We start from the raw sequence: 16,886 nt of genomic DNA, 5'->3' as shown, positions 1-16,886 counted from the left end.
ATGACCACCACCGAAATGCCCGCCGTCCACGAATGCACGGTCAGCGGATGTTCGTACAACCACGACGGCTGTCACGCTTTCGCCATCACGGTGGGCGGCGGCAATGGTTCGGCCGATTGCGGAACGTTCGTCCCGCTCAATACCAAGGGCGGACTCGATCGAGTGACCGCTCAGGTGGGCGCCTGCTCCCGGTCCGACTGCCGCCACAATTCCGCTCTGGAATGCACCGCGTCGAGTGTCCGGGTGGGACCGGGCGAGGGTGACCATGCCGCCAACTGTCTGACCTACGCTCCTTAGTCGCTTAGGGGCGGAGTTCATGTCGCGAAAGCCACTTTCGGGACATCAGACGTCCCGAAAGTGGCTTTCGCGACGTGCTCGGCGGCATCGACTCAACCCGGAACTCGCGTGATTGAAGACGTAACTCGCGTGATGGAAAGCGGAACTCGTGAGTTCCGGCTTCGATCACGTGAGTTCGGCTCCCGATCACGCGAGTTCCGTGCCGGAGCACGGGCCGTCAGGCGCCGGGCTGGTCGCAGCTCGCGGCGTCGGTGCCCAGCACCGGGTCGGTCACCGGACGGCTCGTGATCGGGATGGTCTTCTGCGTGGTCAGCGCGCCGTCGCGAAGGGTGTAGACGGTGCGCGTGCCCGAGTAGGTGAGCGGGTCGGCGCCGACGTCGTCGGCCTCGGCCGCGACGGTTTCGAAGCTGCGGCCGCCGCCGTCGAGCGGGGTGCACTGGTAACCCAGGTGGGCGGCGATGCCACCGCCTTCGGCGACCGACAGCGGCTTGTCGTCGTCGCCGACGACCTGGGCGAGGTTGCGGCCGTCGTAGTGCAGCGCGGTGAAGAACGTGGTGTTGGCGCCGACGGACTGGGTGACGATCAGTTCCGCGCGGCCGTCGCCGTTGAGGTCGGTGACGCGCGGGGCCTCGAGCGGGACGGAGTTGTCGGCGCCGAGGTGGATCGACGTGAAGGTGCCTTGCACGGTGGCCGAGATGACCTGGTCGTCGGGGCCGGTGAGCTGCGCGGTGACGGTCTCGATCTCCCCGTCGCCGTCGAGGTCGGCCACGGTGGTGACCGGGTCGGCGGAAGCCGGGCTCGCCAGCGCCGGGACGATGGCGGCCAGGCTCAGCGCCGCGACGACGCCGGTGATGGTGGTGGTGCGGATGATGCCGGTGTGCTTCATGGTGCTCTCCCTCCAACGCTCCCGGTGAACTTTTCACCGAAAGTGCTCTCATGAAGGGAGACGGTTGCGGATCATGGACGTGCAGTGAGAGTGTGATGTGCCACACAAACGCAACCCGGTGGCCCGCCCCTGAAGGAGCGGGCCACGCGGGATCAGCCGATGGCCCACGCTTGCAGCGCGGAGCCCGTGTCGGCCCGTTGTGTCACGGCCGCACCGTCCGAAGTGGACGCCGTGGTCAGCAGCAGACCCGAGCGGACACTGGCGATCTTGTAGGCGCCGTTGGGCTGTTTCGTCGCGTTCCAGCGCTGGTTGGCCCCGCCGGTGCACGTCCACTGGATGACGCGCGCGCCCGCGGTGGTGGCCCCGCCTTCGACGTCGGCGCAGAGTTTCGAATGCGCGTTGGTCAGCGTGTAGGAACCGTCGGACTGGCGGGTGAACAGCCACTTCTGGTTGGCGCCCTGGTTCGGCGTCCAGGTGACCAGCGGGGTTCCGGAGGCGGTCGACGAGTCCGGGTCGTCGAGGTTCTTGCCGGACGCGGCCAGGGTGTGGACGCCGTCGAGGGTGCCCGCGCCGGCGTCGGTGAACTTCAGTGTCTGTTCGGCCGCGGTCCGGCCGCCGCCGACGGCGTTCCCGGTGGTGTCGGTCCAAGACCGCAGCGGGGTGGTCTCCGCCAGGCGTGACGTCTTGCCGGACAGGCCGAGCACGAGGCCGCTGTACCGGTTCACCAGGCGGAAGGTTCCCTTGTCCACAGTGGACGGGATGACGAACCACTGCTGCCCGACCGTCGAAGCCGACGTGACGGTCGGTTTCGCGCCCCACGCCCGGCCCGCCTGCACGGCGTCGACGCCGAGGAGCTGGCCCGTGGCGGCGTTGGCGATGCGGTACGAGCCGTCGCCGTCCGAGGAGAACTGCCATGCTTCGCGGTCGGATCCGGTCGTGGCCGCGACCGACGTCGTCGCGGTTCCGGTGCCCTGCGCGAGAACCCGGCCGTCACCGAGACCGATCCGGTACTTGCGCGAAGTGTCCACAGGGGACGGTGCGGGCGCCGACGAAGTGATGGTCTGCGTGGTGTACTCGCCGCCCGCGTTGTTCGAGCAGGCCACCGCGCAGTACGACCGGAACTGCTTGCCGATGATGGTCGAGTTCGTCTTGTTCGCCGCGTCGACGAACCAGCGGTACCACGACTGGTTGGTGTAGCTCCCGGTGTCGCCGATGAGACGCCATTTCTGCGTCGTCAGGTCGTCGGTCACGTAATAGCGCTGGGGCACGACGCTGTCCACGGCCTCCGGGGCGCCGATGTAGAGCCCGAGATGCGCGTTGTAGGCGATGTTCATGATGAACAGGTCGGACTTCTTCGGCAGCTGTCCCGCGGCGATCTGCTGGGTGACGTTGCCGGTGTTGGCCGGGTCGTAGTCGTCCGCGACGGGCGTGTAGCCGGTGTCGCCCGCGGCGGACACGGGGACCATGTTGCTCTCGCGGCCGCCGACGCCGGGCTGGCTCCAGCCGCCGTCGAACCACTTCTGCCACGAGCCGGACGCCATCTTGGCCGAGATCGGCGAACGGGCGACGTGCGCCAGCCCGGTCATCGGGCCGCCGGCTCCAGCCTTCGGCACGATGCGCGAGCCGTAGTAGACGTAGAAATAGCCGGAGGCGGTGTCGACGAACAGGCGTGGGTCGCCGTCGCCGTAGTCGAACGTCTGATGCGGGAACGCCGCCGTGTCACCGCGTTTGGTGCTGTACGGCGAAGTGATCGCGTGATCCTTGATGGTCCAGGTCTTGCCCTGGTCCTTCGAGACGGCCATGTCGATCGCGTCGTAATGGGAGAACGAGTACGCGCCGAACGGCTCGGGGGTGAACTCGTTGTGGATCAGGCCGTACCAGTCGCCGGTGTCCGGATCGACCCACGTGCCGACGAGGTCGCAGAAATTGCGCTGCGAATAACCCGACCCGGCGGGCGGATCGGTGGATTCCTTGCCGGTGGGGCTGTTGTTGCAGCGCCAGGTGGTGTCGTCGTTGCGGTCGGCGGGATTCGCCGGGTTCACCGCCGAGCTGATCGGATTCTTGGTGAAGCTGTCGAAATCGCGTCCGCTGTAGAAGTCCCATTCCCGCGGCTGATCCGCACCGTAGAGCGCGGCCGCCTGCTGGAAGTAGAACGTGCCGTCCTTGTCGACATAGGTACTCGCCGGGGTGTCGGTGGTCGGGCTGAACGACTTCTTGGCGTCGACCGTGATGGTGTACGTCGCGTCCGGCGGCGCGGCGTCGGACGACACCGGTACCACCGTGGTCGCCGCCACGGCCAAGGCCGCGGCGCCGAGAAGAGGCAGGGTCCGCATGACTCTCTCCCAAGGGTGACCCGCACCACAGTTGGCGGGGCGGTCGCCGATGTTATGAACGTTATTGCGCGTAAGTCAACGCTTTCAGTCAACTTCAAGCGTTGGTCATGCACTTAGTGCGCGGAAAGTCCAAGCGGTCCGGTGCGGAAGTCCAAGGCGGTCAGTCGGGTACCAACGGCGGGTCGTCGGCCGGGGGAACGCGCGAACTCCAGCCGCCGGGGACGGCCTGGACGCGCGACTCGCGGAAGCGTGCCGGAGAGACACCGACCCGGCGGGTGAAGAGCCTGCTGAAGTAGGCGGCGTCCTCGTAACCGATCGCCTGCGCCACCTCCTGCACCGGCATCCGTGTGGTGGCGAGGAGTTCCTTGGCGCGGTTGAGGCGGAGGGTCAGCAGGTGATCCTTCAGCCCGGTCTCGGTGCTCCGGCGCACGGCGGTGCGGAGTTCGGGCAGGGTCATGCCACGGCGGGCCGCGATCTCGGCGACGCTGAGCGGCAGCAGGGCGTCCTGCGCCAGCGCCTCCAGCAGAGGGCCGTCGTCGGGAGTGCTGTCGGCGGCCCGCCGCAACGCCACCAGCAGATGATGCACGGCCGCCGAAGCGTCGACCTGGGCGAGCGGGCTGCCGCCGCGCGCGCAGCGCACGATCCGGCTCACGATGTCGCGCACGGCCTCGACGTCGCCCAGCGGCACCACCGGCGTCCCAGGCGTGACGTAACCGAGTTCGACATAGGCGTCCACGGCGCTGCCGTCGAAGTCGACGAAGCATTCTTCCCAGCCGTGCCCGGGGTCGGGCGCGTAGTGGTGCCCGACCCCGGGGACGAGCCACAGCAGCGCGGGCGCGACGACCTCCTGCCGTTCCCCGCCCGTCACGGCGAACCACCCGCGCCCCTTGGACACCACCACGGCCACGTAATGGTCGAGCACCCGCGGCCCGACGGCGGGCAGGACGCCGTGCTGCAGCCCGACCCCGAGGCACACCAGGCCCAGCCGTCGGTGAACGGCGGACGGTGTGAAGTACCGCATCCAGGTCCGGTAACCCATCCCCGCATCTTCGCGCAATCAGCCCAAAGCGGCGTCGAGGGTGACCGCCGCGTCGATCAGCGCGAGATGGGTGAAGGCCTGCGGGAAGTTGCCGAGCTGCTCGCCGCTGGGCGCGATCTCCTCGGCGTAGAGGCCGACGTGGTTGGCGTAGGTCAGCATCTTCTCGAACGCCGCCCGCGCCTCGTCCAGCCTGCTCGCCCGGATCAGCGCGTCGACGTAAGCGAAGCTGCACAAGGAGAAAGTGCCTTCCGTGCCCGCCAGGCCGTCCGGGGTCGCGGCCGGGTCGTACCGGTGCACCAGGCTGTCGACGACCAGATCCTTCCCGATCGCGTCGAGTGTCGAGAGCCAGAGCGGATCCCGCGAAGGGAGGAAGCCGGTGCGGGGCATCCGCAGCAGCGACGCGTCCAGTTCGTCGCCGGTGTAGTGCTGGACGAACGCCTGTCTCGTCCGGTGCCAGCCCTGGTTCAGGATCTGGTCGTAGATGCTGTCGCGCTGCCACGTCCAGTCCTCGACCGGGGCGGGACGGCCGTGGGTGCTCGCCATCCGGAGGCCGCGGTCGAAGGCGACCCAGCTCATCAACCGGCCGTAGGTGAAGGACCGGCGGCCGCCCCTGGTCTCCCAGATGCCCTCTTCCGGCTGGTCCCAGTGTTCGCCGAGCCAGTCGAGCGCCGCGCGGACCGCGGTCCACCCGCGATGGGGCAGTTCGAAACCCGCCCGGTCGGCGGCGTAGACGCTGTCCATCGCCTCGCCGTAGATGTCCAGTTGCAGCTGCCCGGCCGCGTCGTTGCCGATCCGGACCGGGCTCGACCCGCGATAGCCGGACCAGTGCGGGAGGTCCTCCTCGCGGAGATCCGTCGCGCCGTCGACGCGGTAGAGCACGGCCAACGGCCCGCCGTCCCCGGTGCCGCCTTCGCGGATCCGGTCGCCCAGCCAGCCGCCGAAGCGGGCGGCCTCTTCGGTGAAACCGAGCGCCAGCAGCGCGGAGACCGAGAACGACGCGTCCCGCACCCAGGTGTAGCGGTAGTCCCAGTTCCGTTCCCCGCCGAGTTCCTCCGGCAGCCCGAGGGTCGGCGCGGCGACCAGCCCGCCGGTCGGCCGGTAGGTGAGCAGTTTCAGGGTGATCGCCGAGCGGGTCACGATCTCGCGCCAGCGGCCGCGGTAGGTGGAGCGGGCCAGCCACGAACGCCACCAGCCCACCGTGCCGTCGAACAGGGCGGTGAACTCGCGGAGCCGGATCTCCCGCGGCGGTTCCGCGGTTTCGGTCTCGAGGACGACGCCCCGGACCTGCCCGGCTGTGAGACTCAGCCGCAGATGCGCGTCGCCGCCTTCGAGCCGCGTCTCGGCGAGGTGCTCGTCGCCGGGTTCGCGGACCGGGTGCAACGTCAGCGACAGTTCGCTCGACACGAAGACGACGCCGTGCCCGAACGGGATCGCCTCGTGCTGACGACGGCCGTAGTCGAATCGCGGCGCGACCACCATGTCGAAGGTGATGCTCCCCCGGACACAGCGCACGAGACGGGCGATCCGATGCCGCGCGGTCGCGGCGCCGTCACACGGGGGCATGAAGTCGACCACCTCGCCGATCCCGTCCGCGCCGGAGAACCGGGTGATCAGGACCGCGGTGTCCGGGTGGTACATCTGCCTGCTCGTATGCGGCCCGCTCGGCCGGATCCGGAACCGGCCGCCGCGTTCGTCGTCGAGCAGCGCGCCGAAGACCGACGGCGCGTCGAAACGCGGACTGCAGAACCAGTCGATCGACCCGTCGGTGGTGACCAGCGCGGCGGTCTGCAGATCGCCGATCAGGCCGTGGTCGGCGATCGCGGTTTCGGGCATGGCGCCTCCTCGGGCATCGGGTGCGGTCGGTGATCACCGTCGTCCGGACGGGTGGGCGCCGCCTCATCCGCCCGGGGTGAGGTGGCCCGGTGGTGGCCACGACACCGTGTGCGGCAACCCCCGACCGGAAGGCCACGCCGATGCTCGTGCCGCCCTTGGCCCTCGCCCAGTTCGTCGCCAGTTACGCGGCGACGACGATGACCGTGGCCGTGAGCGTGCTCGCCGCCGACCTCGGCACCACGGTGCTCGGCGTCCAGACGGCGATCACGTTGTTCACCCTCACCATGGCGACGCTGATGGTGCCCGGCGGCAAACTGACCGACGTCCTGGGGCGCAAGCGGTGTTTCGTCGCCGGCCTCGCCGTCTACGGCGCGGGCGCGCTGCTCGCCTCGGCCGCGCACGGGCCGGTGGCGCTGGTGCTGGGGTATTCCCTGCTGCAGGGCATCGGGTCGGCGCTGATGATCCCGCCGATCTACATCCTGGTGACCGTCGCCAGTCCCGACGTCGAGACCAGGGCCCGCCGGTTCGGCGTGGTCTCCGGCGCGGGCGCGCTCGGTGCCGCCGCCGGTCCGCTCCTCGGCGGGCTGATCACGACGTGGCTGGGCTGGCGGTCCTCGTTCCTCCTCCAGGTGCTGATCGTCGGTGTGATCGTCCTGCTGGCGCTGCGGATCGCGGAGCCGCCGGAAACCCCCGCCCGCACCCCGTTCGACGTCGGCGGTGCGGTGCTTTCGGCGGCGGGCCTGTTCTTCGTCGTGGCCGGTGTGCTGCGTCCGGCTTGGCTCCTCATCGGACTCGGCGCCGCGATCCTTGTCGCCTTCCACTTCCACATCCGCGCACGGGAACGGGGCGGCCGCGAACCGCTGGTGTCCCCCGCGCTCTTCCGCGACCGCGTCACCCGGCTCGGCCTGATCACCCAGCACGTGCAATGGCTGATGCTGCAGGGCTCGTTCTTCGTGATCGCCGTTTTCCTGCAGCAGGCCCGCGGGTACGACGCCGTCGAAACCGGGCTGACGCTGACACCCGCCACGATCGGCATCCTCGCCGCTTCGGCGGCCGCGGGACGGATGGCCCGGCGGCACGCGCAACGCCGTCTGATCCGCGGTGGTTTCGTGCTCGCCATCGCCGGGCTGCTGCTCGTACTCCTGCTGGTGCGGGCGGATTCAGGGGTGGCGAGTGCCGTTCCCGGGCTGTTCCTGCTCGGTGCCGGGGTCGGGATCATGCTGACGGCGTCGGTGAACCTGGTCCAGTCGCGCAGCCCGGACGCGGCCCAGGGCGACATCTCGGGGGTCTCGCGCGGTGTGTCCAACCTGGGTTCTTCGGTGGGGACGGCGCTCGCGGGTTCCGTGCTGGCCGGGGCGGCAGGCCACGGCTTCGCCTTGGCACTCGCGACGATGACCGCGGCCGGGGTGATCGGCCTGATCGCCGCGGTGCTGCTGCCCGCGCGATAGGTCCACTGTGGACGAACGCCGGTGCCGCACGGCGGTCACGATCACCCGCAGGGCGATGCTCAGCACCAGCAGGTTCGCCACCATCTGGATCATCACGAGGATCCGCGCCGTCGCCGAAACCGGCGCGATGTCCCCGAAACCGACCGTCGTGAACATGGTGACCGTGAAGTACAGGGCGTCGGTTCGCGTCAGCTCCGTGCCGAACGAGCCGGGCCGGTCCTGCCCGAGCACGTAGTAGACGTCGGCGAACAGAAGCAGGAACAGCGGCACGACCAAGGCCAGCGCCTGGATCCCCTGCAGTGCGGGGAACGGCGAGCGCAGGATCATCCGCACCTCGCCGACGACGACCAGCACCACGATCGCGAGGCCGCAGGCGAAGGCGGCCACGGTCCAGGGACGCAGCCCTTGGTCGACGGGGAGCAGGTAGTACAGGCACAGCAACGCGGTGACGGTGAGCAGCGGCCGCAGCACCGCGAGATGGACGAACCGCCAAACCGCCCGCGTGGTGTCGGTCGTAGGCACCAAGGCCGTGGTCTCCTCACGCCGGGTTCGAATTCCGTTCAGGGGTAAGGCGGAACGGTGTTGCGAAAGCCACTTTCGCAACCTTCAACGTTGCGAAAGTGGCTTTCGCGACACAGGATCGCGAGTGGCCGTCAGCGCGGGAGATCGATGCCCTCGGTGTCCAGCAGGCCGCGCCGGAGCGCGATCGCCACGGCGTCACGTCTGCTGCGGACGTCGAGTTTCGCGTAGATGCCGCGGACGTGGGTTTTGACCGTGTTCGGCGAAACCGTCAGATCCTGGGCGATCTCGTCGATCGAGCGCTGCGTCGGCAGCAGGCGCAGGACATTGCGTTCCCGTTCGGTCAGCGGCGCCGGCATCGGCGGAGTGCGCGATTCGCGGCGCCGGGCGAGCACCTGGCAGGCGAACCGCTCACCGGCGCCGAGTTTGCCCAGGCGCGCGGTCAGGAACGCGATGACGTCGGAAGGGGCGAACACGAACGGAAACCGGACGTCGCCGGGTCCGGCGGCGCGCAGGGCGTCGTCCAGCGACCGCACGGCGCGTTCCGGCGCACCGGCCGCGAGCGCCGCCCGCACGCCGATCAGCGACGCCTCGATCCCCGACCACGGCAACAGCATCGGCGCGCCGTCCTCCGACAGCGAGCGCAGCACGGCACTCGCCGCGCCCTGCCTGCCGAGCCGCAGCTGGGTGCGGGCCCGCATCAGCAGCAGTTCGCCGGAACCGGTGATGATCGGCTGGGCCCAGTGGAAGGTCTCCCGTGCCTGATCGGCCGCGCCGAGCCGCAGCGCCGCCCGGTGTTCCAGTACCGCGCACCACGCCGCGTGTTCGGCGGAGAAACTCCGCCCGGTGCCGAGCCGGGTGCGGGCGCGGCGCATTCTCCGCAGTCCCGAATGCCAGCCGCCGAGCTCGAATTCCGCCGCGCCACGCAGGGTTTCGGCGATCAGGCCCAGATTCGCGGCCGCGCGGGCAGGCGCGTCCCCGAGCATCCGGCCGATCTGTTTCGCGTGTTCGACGCATTCGGCGGCCTCGCCGCGCAGCAAGGAGCCGTAAGCGAGTTGCGCGGACACCTGGGCGCCTTCGAGCGAGCGATGCGGGTCGTGTGCCGCGTGCCGGGCCTGCACCCGCCGGGCGAGCGCCTCCATTTCGCGGTAATCGCCGTCCGATCCGGCCAGTCCGCTCAGCGTGACAAGGCATTGCGTGGCCAGGAAATGGTGACGCGCGTCCCCGGCGGACTCGGCGACGCGGGCCAGTGCCGCCCGTGCGGAGGCACGATCGCGGCGTGCGGTCAGCACACCCACCCGGTGCAGGGTCGCCAGCCCGCTGAGCCCGGTGTCCGCCGCGAGATGCTCGTCGACCTGTTCCGCCGCGCGGACGGCCTGCGCCGGGCCGCGATCGACCTGGGCCAGCCGGGATCGCACCAGTTGCCGCAACACGGTCAGCTCCGCCTCCGGTTCGGCGGGCCAGGCCGCGTCCGCGCAGCTCAGCTGCGACTCGGCCGACGTCGGTTCACCCCGTTCCAGATACAGCGCGGCCGAGACCAGCGCGAGCAGGGGAGAGGCCACGGCCCGCCGCTCACCGAGGACGGCGAGCGCGAGCCGCAGGACGTTGTGCTCACCACCGAGGAACAGCGGCACCGCGTGGCGGCGCGAAAGTTCGCCGACGCGAGTGGTGTTCCCCGAGCGGACGCTGTGCAACAGCGCGGCGGCGGCCTGGTCGTGTTCGGCGAACCAGCGCGCCGCGGCCGCGTGCAGGGATCTCGTCCGGTCCGGATCCCGGCGCAGCAACTCGGCCCGAAGGTAGGTGCGCAGCAGGGGCGGGACCCGGTGGCGCGGCGGGGTTCCGCCGGAGTGGACCACGCGCGCGGGTTCGCTGAGCTCGCGCAGCAGCGCCTCCGCGTCCGGCCGGTCCGTCAACGCGGCCGCCAGCCCCACCGGGACCTCGTCGCAGATGCTGATCGCGCGCAACAGATCCCGGTGGACGGCGGACAGGGGAGCGAGTACCTCGTCGGTCAGGTAGTCGAGCACCGCCCGGTCCCGTCCGGCGAAGAAGTCGGCGAGATTTCCTTGACGTGCCGCCGAAGCGGCGGCGAGGCGCAGTCCGGCCGGCCAGCCGCCCGTCCTGCTCACGAGCAGCCCCACCTGATGGGGCGGGATGCCCGGCCCGATCGCCGAGATGAGGGCGTCGGCCTCCTCCGGCGAGAAGCGCAACCGGTCCACGCCCACTTCGACGAGTCCTCCCGCAACCCGGGCACGCACCAGCGGCAGCGGTGGCTCCAGACGGCTCGAGACCACCAGTCGCAGCCCCGACGGCTGATGGCGCAGGAGCGCACGCACCCCGCGCCAGGTGCCGGGGTGGGTGATCTCCTGCGCGTCGTCGAGGACGAGCAGGACGGGTTCGTCCACCGTGTCCAGCGCGTCGGCGATCGTGGCCAGGAAGGCGAGATCCGTGCCGGGGGACTCGGGGACCGCCAGCGAGCGCAGCGGATTCCCCGCCGGGATCCGGGCGCAGCCGCACAGTGCTTCGAGGACCGCCGACCAGAAGAGCCGCTCGTCGTCGTCCTCCGCGTCGGCGGACACCCAGGCCACCGCCCCGCGACGGCGGGCGGCCCATTCGGCGAGCAACACCGTCTTGCCGAGACCCGCGGGCGCCCCGACGAACACCAACGCGTGTTCTCCCGCTTCGTCGAGAGCGGCGAGCAAACGCGGCCGGGAAACGAGATCCGGGGGCGGATCGGGGATGGTCACCTTTGTCCTCGGGACCCGTCTTCGCGGCGGAATATGCTGATCCTGCATCATGCGCCAGCCTCCTTCGCGGCCAGTTTCACATCGTCGAAGCGGATCCTGCCAGGCAATTCGCCGGTCTCACCCGTGCTGGGCGAGGAAAAGGGCGAGCGCACCCAGAATCGTGTGCCGCGTGATGGCCCGTGGAGATTGCCGGAGAAAAGGGAATGGCCGGAAACGGCCGACGTCGGTATTCGTCGCGACACAGTTCTTCTGGATCGGTCCCGCCGAGTTCGCGGTACTCGACCTTCTGGGGACCGGCCGGGTCGGACCCGAGACGGGGTTCTTCTCGCTCGCCGTCCTGCTCGCGGCTCTGACCTCGGTGACCTCGATCCGGCTCGCCGCGCGGGCCGGTCTCGACCTGTTCGCGCGGCTGCTCTTCCTGCCGTGGCACACCTGGTCTTCGATCATGGCGGCGGTCGATCTGGCGGTACTCGCCGCGGCCTGGTACCTGGCCGGGCGGGGAAAGGGGAACCGATGAGCCCGTTGGCCGGAATGAATTACGTCTTCCGGGGCAGTGGCCGAATCCCCGAACAGGCGAACCGGGCGGTAGACGATTTCCGGGGAATGTGCGTGGTCCCGATCGGCGGCGAGCTGATCGTCTTCGGCACGGTGACCGAGCAAAGAAGCGTTTCGCGCATTCTGTGCGCACTCGAAGCACTCGGGATGCGCGTGGACTCCGTGCACCGGGTCCGGGAACTGCCGTCGCGGGTTTTCCCGATCGCGCGGTGAATCGGGAAAACCCGCGGCCGGGATCAGAGCCGTTCGGGGAGGGCGAACTCGCCGAACGCGGCACGCAACCGCGCCTCTTCCTCGTCGGTGAGATTCGTGGTGACCAAGGCGGCGCCGGTCTCCTTGAACGGCTCGGCCACCCGGTCGAGCACGGCACCGTCCGCCATCACGAACAACGCGGACGTGCCGGGCGTGACCTTGGCCCGGACCGCGGCGATGAAGTCGTCGTCGATGCCGACGCGGGAAAGCGAGCCGGTCAGTGCCCCGATCGCCGCGCCGACGGCCATTCCCAGCAGCGGCACCAGGAAGATCAGGCCGAACAGCAGTCCCCAGAACCCGCCGCCGAGCGCGCCGGCGCCGGTCAGCGAACCGAGGTCCTTGGTCTTCGGCTTCTTCCTGCCCTCGGGCCAGGTGACATAGGCCGCGTCGGCGATCTTGATGAGCTGTTGTTTCTGCAACCGTTCGAGCAGCGCGAGCGCGTTCTCCGCGCCGTCCGCGGTGGGAAAGGCCCATACGGTCAGCGAACTCATGGTGTGTCCTCCTCGGTCGGGATCGGTGCTCGGAGGCCGCACTGTGCTCCGGGCGGCGGCACCCCCGCATCGCCCGGGCCGGATGAGGCGGACCGGCGGGGACACGGCCCTGATCTCACCTGGCGCGGGGGAGGCCGCCGTCACGGTGGACGCACCATGATCGCCCGGGTCCGCAGCCCCCGCTTCCGAAAAGAGGGACCATGAGCGAAAGAGCGCATCACTGGACCACCACGGCGGACACCGGCCCGCCGTCCTCGCCGGAGCACGCCGCGAGGGCGTCGCGGCGATCGGGCTGGGTCTGGTTCGCCGCGTCGATCACCATCATGGCCGGCCTGTTCACCGCGGTGGAGGGGCTGGTCGCGCTGTTCGAACAGAACTACTACCTGCTCGGCCCGTCGGGGCTGCTCGTCTTCGATCTCGGCGCCTGGGGCTGGATCCACCTGATCGTCGGGGTCCTCGCCGTGTTCGCGGGGAGCGCGTTGTTCACCGGGGCGCCGTGGGCCCGCGTCGTCACCGTCCTGCTCGCCGGGTTCAACGCGTTGGCGCAGCTGGTGTTCCTGTCCGCGTACCCGATCTGGGGCGTGGTCGTCATCGCCCTCGACGTCCTGGTGATCTGGGCCGTGCTCGTGCACGGGGACGAGACCTCGGACGAGCTCTGGTGACCCGCTGACCAGTACAGTCGTGGCCTCGCCGGGGTCGCGATCCTTCGGACGATCGAGAGGTTGACTTGCCCGCTCGAACGACATCGCGGTCCTGGCGGATCCCTTCGGCCAAGGTGACGGTGCCGCGGGTGCCGGGGATCTTCGTCCCGCGCGCCCGGCTCACGGCCCTGTTCGACCGTGCCGGAACCCGGCCGGTGACCGTGCTCCGGGCACCCGCCGGTTCCGGCAAGACCACCGCATTGGCCTGCTGGGCCCGCGATCGGCGGGACGTGGCCTGGGTGTCGCTGGACGACGACGACAACGACGAGCGCCGTCTGTGGTCGGCCGTCCTCCTCTCGCTGCGCCGGAACCTCGGCCTCCCGGAGTTCCGGCTCGGGCCACCGTCACCCGGACGGCGCACCGAGTTCCTCGCCGATCTCGGTGACGTGTTCACCGGGCTGCGTGAACCGGTGTGGCTCGTCCTGGACGACGTCCAGGAGATCTCCCGTCCGGAGCCGGTGGAAGCGCTCGCCGCGCTGGCCCGGCACCAGCCGCCGATGCTGCGGCTGGTGCTGGCCACCCGCGTCGAGCCGAAACTGCGGCTGGCCCGCCTGGCGGTCGAAGGCGCGCTTTCCCGGCTCGGCGCCGCCGAACTCCGCTTCAGCGTGGAGGAAACGGCGCACCTGCTTCGCTCCACCGGGGCCACGGTGGGCGAGGACCGGGTCCGCGAACTGACCGAGCGCACCGCGGGATGGGCCGCCGCGCTCGGCTGGGCCGCGGTCTCGGTGCGCGAGGCCGAGGACGCGGACGGGCTCGTCGCGGCCGTCGGGGGCGACGAGCTCGCCGTGGCCCGGTTCTTCGCCGACGAGGTGCTCTCGCGGTTGCCGTCCGCGACGTCGGATCTGCTGCTTTGCGTCAGTGTCTGCGACAACGTGAGCGCGGCGCTCGCGGCGCGGCTGACCGGTTCGCCGGACGCCGGGGTGACCCTGGACGAACTCGAGCGCGAGACCGGATTGGTCGTGCGCACGCCGGCCGACACCTACCGGCTTCCCGCCCCGCTGCGGGGTTTCCTGCAGGCGGAGCTGGCGCGCCGGTCCCCGGCGCGGGCACGGCGGCTGCAGGGGATCGCCGCCCGCTGGTACGCCGGGGAAGGGCGGTTCGGGGAAGCGCTGACGCACGCCGTCGCGGGCCGGGATCGTCAGGGCGCCTTGCGCCTGGCGCGTGACCACGCGGTGCGCCAGGTCCTGGCAGGCGACGGGAAACTCGTCCGGGGCGCGCTCGCCTATCTGGGTGAGGGGGCGTTGAGCGCGAGCCCCCGGCTCCGGCTGGCGTCCGCGCTGGAACACGTCCAGCGCGGGGAGTTCACCGCCGCCGCCACCGATCTCGGTGACGACGGACTGCGACGGCTGGCCGCGCCCCATCTCGCGCTGGTGACCGGGAACGGGCCACCCGAAAGCACGGTGACGCGGTCGCCGGAGTCGATCGCGTGGGACAAGGTCGACCTGGTCTGGCGGGCACTGCACCGGGGTGCCCGGCGGCACGCCGTCGCCCGTGCCGAGGCCGCGCTGCGCCTCGCTCACGGGGAACGGCTCGAACATCTCGTCCTGCACAGCAGACTCGCGCTCGCCGTCGCGACGGGATTGCTCGGTGACCACACGGCGATGCGGCGCGCGTGCATCGGCGCGCTCGCCGTCGCCCGGCGGCACGGCTGGTGCCGCTCGCCGGGGGTCGCCGAATGCCATCTGATGCTCGCCTACGACGATCTGATGCGCTTCGAACCGGTGGCGGCCGCGGGCGAGCTGACCAGGGCCCCGCGGGCGGAGGTGCCCGTATCCGCACCGGTTCTGGGGCCACTGCGGGGTTTCTTCGAGGGCATGGTCCGCTTCGACGGCGGCGACCGGACGGCGGGCTCGCAGGCCATGCGGGCGGCCCGGCGGCGGCTCGCGGATCTCGAACTGCCCCGCGAGATCATCGGGATGTGCACGGTCGTCGAGCACCACGCGGCGCTCGTGGTGGGCGAGGGCCTGCACGCGGCCGAGGTGTTCGCCTGGGCGCAGGAGAGCTTGTCCGGCACCGCCGAGCTGGCCCTGCTCCAGATCCGGGCCCACCTCGCCGTCGAGGAGACCGACCTCGCCGAAAAGGTCCTGCGCGCCACCGAATCCGCTCCCGCGTTGCTGCCGGCCACCCCGGTGGACACCCGCCTGGCCGAGACCGCGCTCGCGTTGCGTTCCCACCGGCGGACCCTGGCGCTGCAGGCGCTCGACCGCGCGCTCACCCTCGCGCGGCCGCAACGGCTGATCCGCCCGTTCGCGCTCGCGGAGCCGCGCGTCAGGAACCTGCTGATCGACCATTCCGGTGGTTTCGGCTCGCTGGACCGCTTCGCGCAGACGGTCCGCGGGCGTCTCGTGCCGAACACCCCGCCCAGTGAGCTGACCGATCGCGAGCAGGTGGTGCTGCGGCGGCTGCCGTCCCAGCGTTCGCTCGACGAGATCGCGTCGGATCTGACGGTGTCGGTCAACACGGTGAAGACCCACGTCCGGTCGATCTACGGCAAGCTCGGGGTGAACAACCGCCGGTCGGCCGTGGTGGTCGCGCGCCACCACGGCCTGACCTGAGCGGGCGGTCAGCCCTTCCGGCGATCCGGCGAGCACAGCAGCGCCTCGGCCCAGCGCGCCCGCGGATCGACGTCGATGAGCAGCGCCTTGGCCAGCAGCGTCGCCGGCACGGCGAGGACGGCGCCGAGCGGCCCGAGCAGCCAGGTCCAGAACACCAGCGCGAGTACGGTGACCAAAGTGGACAGACCGACCGACTCGGCGACGAACCGGGGCTGGATCAGCGACTGCACCACGAAGTTCAGCAGGACGTACACGGCGATGGTCACGAGCATGGCGCGCCAGCCGCCGTCGAGGAGCGCGATGAGCGCGGGCGGGGCCACCCCGATCACGAAACCCACGTTGGGCACGTAGTTGGTGACGAAGGACAGCAGCCCCCACAGCACGGCCGCCGGGATGCCGAGCAGGGCGAGCGCGATCGTGTCGAGTATCGCCACCGCCCCGCCGAACACCGTCGTCACCACCAGGTACCGCCTCGTGCCGAAGGCGAACCGCCGCAACGCCGCGCCCGCCCACGGCCGATCGCGCGAGATCCGGCCGAGCCGTTGCCCGGCCCACGCCGATTCGGTGCTCAGGAAGAGCATCAAGGCGAGCAGGAAGGCCAGGTTCGTGACCAGGCCGCAGACGCCGGCGAGCAGGGATCCGGCGAACCCGATCAGCTTACCCGTGTCCATAGTGGACAGAATTTCGCGCAGTTGTGGTTCGCCGACCCCGAACCGGCCGAGGAACGCCGTTCCGTCACGGAGGAGTTCGTCGGCCTGTCCGGCGTAGCGGGGGAGCAGGGCGGAAAGCTGCGCGAGGGAGACCACGACCACCAGGAAGAGCGCGAGCAACGCGGCGTAGACGGTGACGACCAGGACGGCGACCGTGAGCCAGCGTGGGAAACCCTTGCCGCGCAACCAGGTCCGCACCGGGTCGAGGGTGATCACGATGACGAGGGCGAGGAACACGGGCCCGGCCAGCCAGGCGACGGCGCTCAGTCCGGCCAGCACGACGACCGCGGCGGCGGATCCCAGAAGCACCACCAGTGCGCGGGGAAACGGGGTGCCGGTGGCGGGAGGTGGCGCCGGTATCGGGGGCGGCCGTTTCGTGAGGCTCCGGGTTTTCCGTCGCCCGCCGGTTTTCCGGCGGCGGAACCGGTACGCGGAGAATTCGTCGAACGATATTCGCACCATGCGGCACCTTCCGGGAGGCGGATCGGTGTTCCACGGTGGCAGATCGCCGGTATCCGAAGAT

At 70.6% G+C, this 16,886-nt stretch carries 13 protein-coding genes and 1 pseudogene; 6 read left to right on the top strand and 8 right to left on the bottom strand.

What is annotated here, in order from left to right; translation table 11 throughout:
• Positions 1-297, top strand: coding sequence for a DUF1540 domain-containing protein (locus AJAP_RS31810; RefSeq protein ID WP_016331847.1), 297 nt, complete (start codon positions 1-3; stop codon positions 295-297).
• A gap of 217 nt (positions 298-514) precedes the next feature.
• On the opposite strand, the gene AJAP_RS31805 is transcribed toward AJAP_RS31810, so the two are convergent.
• From AJAP_RS31805 to AJAP_RS31790, 4 genes are all read right to left on the bottom strand, one after another.
• Complete coding sequence (locus AJAP_RS31805; RefSeq protein ID WP_038518328.1) at positions 515-1,183, bottom strand: hypothetical protein; 669 nt, start codon at positions 1,181-1,183, stop codon at positions 515-517.
• 152 nt (positions 1,184-1,335) lie between these two features.
• Positions 1,336-3,516 (bottom strand): RICIN domain-containing protein, encoded by a 2,181-nt coding sequence (locus tag AJAP_RS31800; RefSeq protein ID WP_038518325.1) that lies wholly within the window; start codon positions 3,514-3,516, stop codon positions 1,336-1,338.
• 160 nt (positions 3,517-3,676) lie between these two features.
• Positions 3,677-4,555, bottom strand: a complete 879-nt coding sequence (locus tag AJAP_RS31795) for a helix-turn-helix domain-containing protein (protein ID WP_038518322.1) — start codon at positions 4,553-4,555, stop codon at positions 3,677-3,679.
• Positions 4,556-4,573: 18 nt separating this feature from the next.
• Positions 4,574-6,388, bottom strand: coding sequence for a glycoside hydrolase family 15 protein (locus AJAP_RS31790; protein WP_038518319.1), 1,815 nt, complete (start codon positions 6,386-6,388; stop codon positions 4,574-4,576).
• Positions 6,389-6,528: 140 nt separating this feature from the next.
• Between AJAP_RS31790 and AJAP_RS31785 the strand changes: the two genes are divergently transcribed.
• Complete coding sequence (locus tag AJAP_RS31785) at positions 6,529-7,836, top strand: MFS transporter (protein WP_038518317.1); 1,308 nt, start codon at positions 6,529-6,531, stop codon at positions 7,834-7,836.
• An 87-nt stretch (positions 7,837-7,923) separates the two neighbouring features.
• Here the strand turns inward: AJAP_RS31785 and AJAP_RS44945 are convergent.
• Positions 7,924-8,163: pseudogene (locus AJAP_RS44945) on the bottom strand (ion channel); the annotation flags it as partial.
• 326 nt (positions 8,164-8,489) lie between these two features.
• Entirely contained in the window at positions 8,490-11,099 is a 2,610-nt protein-coding gene (locus tag AJAP_RS31775; protein WP_407639386.1) for a LuxR C-terminal-related transcriptional regulator, read from the bottom strand.
• 172 nt (positions 11,100-11,271) lie between these two features.
• Between AJAP_RS31775 and AJAP_RS31770 the strand changes: the two genes are divergently transcribed.
• Positions 11,272-11,616: a hypothetical protein gene (locus AJAP_RS31770; RefSeq protein WP_051972662.1), complete on the top strand. Its 345-nt coding sequence runs from the start codon at positions 11,272-11,274 to the stop codon at positions 11,614-11,616.
• Positions 11,613-11,867: a hypothetical protein gene (locus AJAP_RS31765; protein ID WP_228694664.1), complete on the top strand. Its 255-nt coding sequence runs from the start codon at positions 11,613-11,615 to the stop codon at positions 11,865-11,867. Before AJAP_RS31770 ends, AJAP_RS31765 begins: the two co-directional genes overlap by 4 nt.
• Positions 11,868-11,890: 23 nt before the next feature.
• Here AJAP_RS31765 and AJAP_RS31760 read toward each other — a convergent pair whose 3' ends face one another.
• Positions 11,891-12,397, bottom strand: coding sequence for a DUF1269 domain-containing protein (locus AJAP_RS31760; protein WP_038518308.1), 507 nt, complete (start codon positions 12,395-12,397; stop codon positions 11,891-11,893).
• 200 nt (positions 12,398-12,597) lie between these two features.
• Between AJAP_RS31760 and AJAP_RS31755 the strand changes: the two genes are divergently transcribed.
• Both AJAP_RS31755 and AJAP_RS31750 read left to right on the top strand, forming a co-directional pair.
• A complete protein-coding gene (locus AJAP_RS31755) occupies positions 12,598-13,059 on the top strand; it encodes a DUF7144 family membrane protein (RefSeq protein ID WP_038518305.1) in 462 nt (153 codons plus the stop codon).
• A gap of 119 nt (positions 13,060-13,178) precedes the next feature.
• Entirely contained in the window at positions 13,179-15,653 is a 2,475-nt protein-coding gene (locus tag AJAP_RS31750; protein ID WP_241832910.1) for a LuxR C-terminal-related transcriptional regulator, read from the top strand.
• Positions 15,654-15,661: 8 nt separating this feature from the next.
• Here AJAP_RS31750 and AJAP_RS31745 read toward each other — a convergent pair whose 3' ends face one another.
• Positions 15,662-16,825: an AI-2E family transporter gene (locus AJAP_RS31745; RefSeq protein ID WP_038518299.1), complete on the bottom strand. Its 1,164-nt coding sequence runs from the start codon at positions 16,823-16,825 to the stop codon at positions 15,662-15,664.
• Positions 16,826-16,886: the final 61 nt, after the last annotated feature.

The organism is Amycolatopsis japonica (assembly GCF_000732925.1).
In the GTDB taxonomy this organism is placed as follows: Bacteria; Actinomycetota; Actinomycetes; order Mycobacteriales; family Pseudonocardiaceae; genus Amycolatopsis; species Amycolatopsis japonica.
The sequence above is the reverse complement of the archived record's forward strand: the minus strand, read 5'-3'. Positions and strand labels throughout refer to the sequence as shown.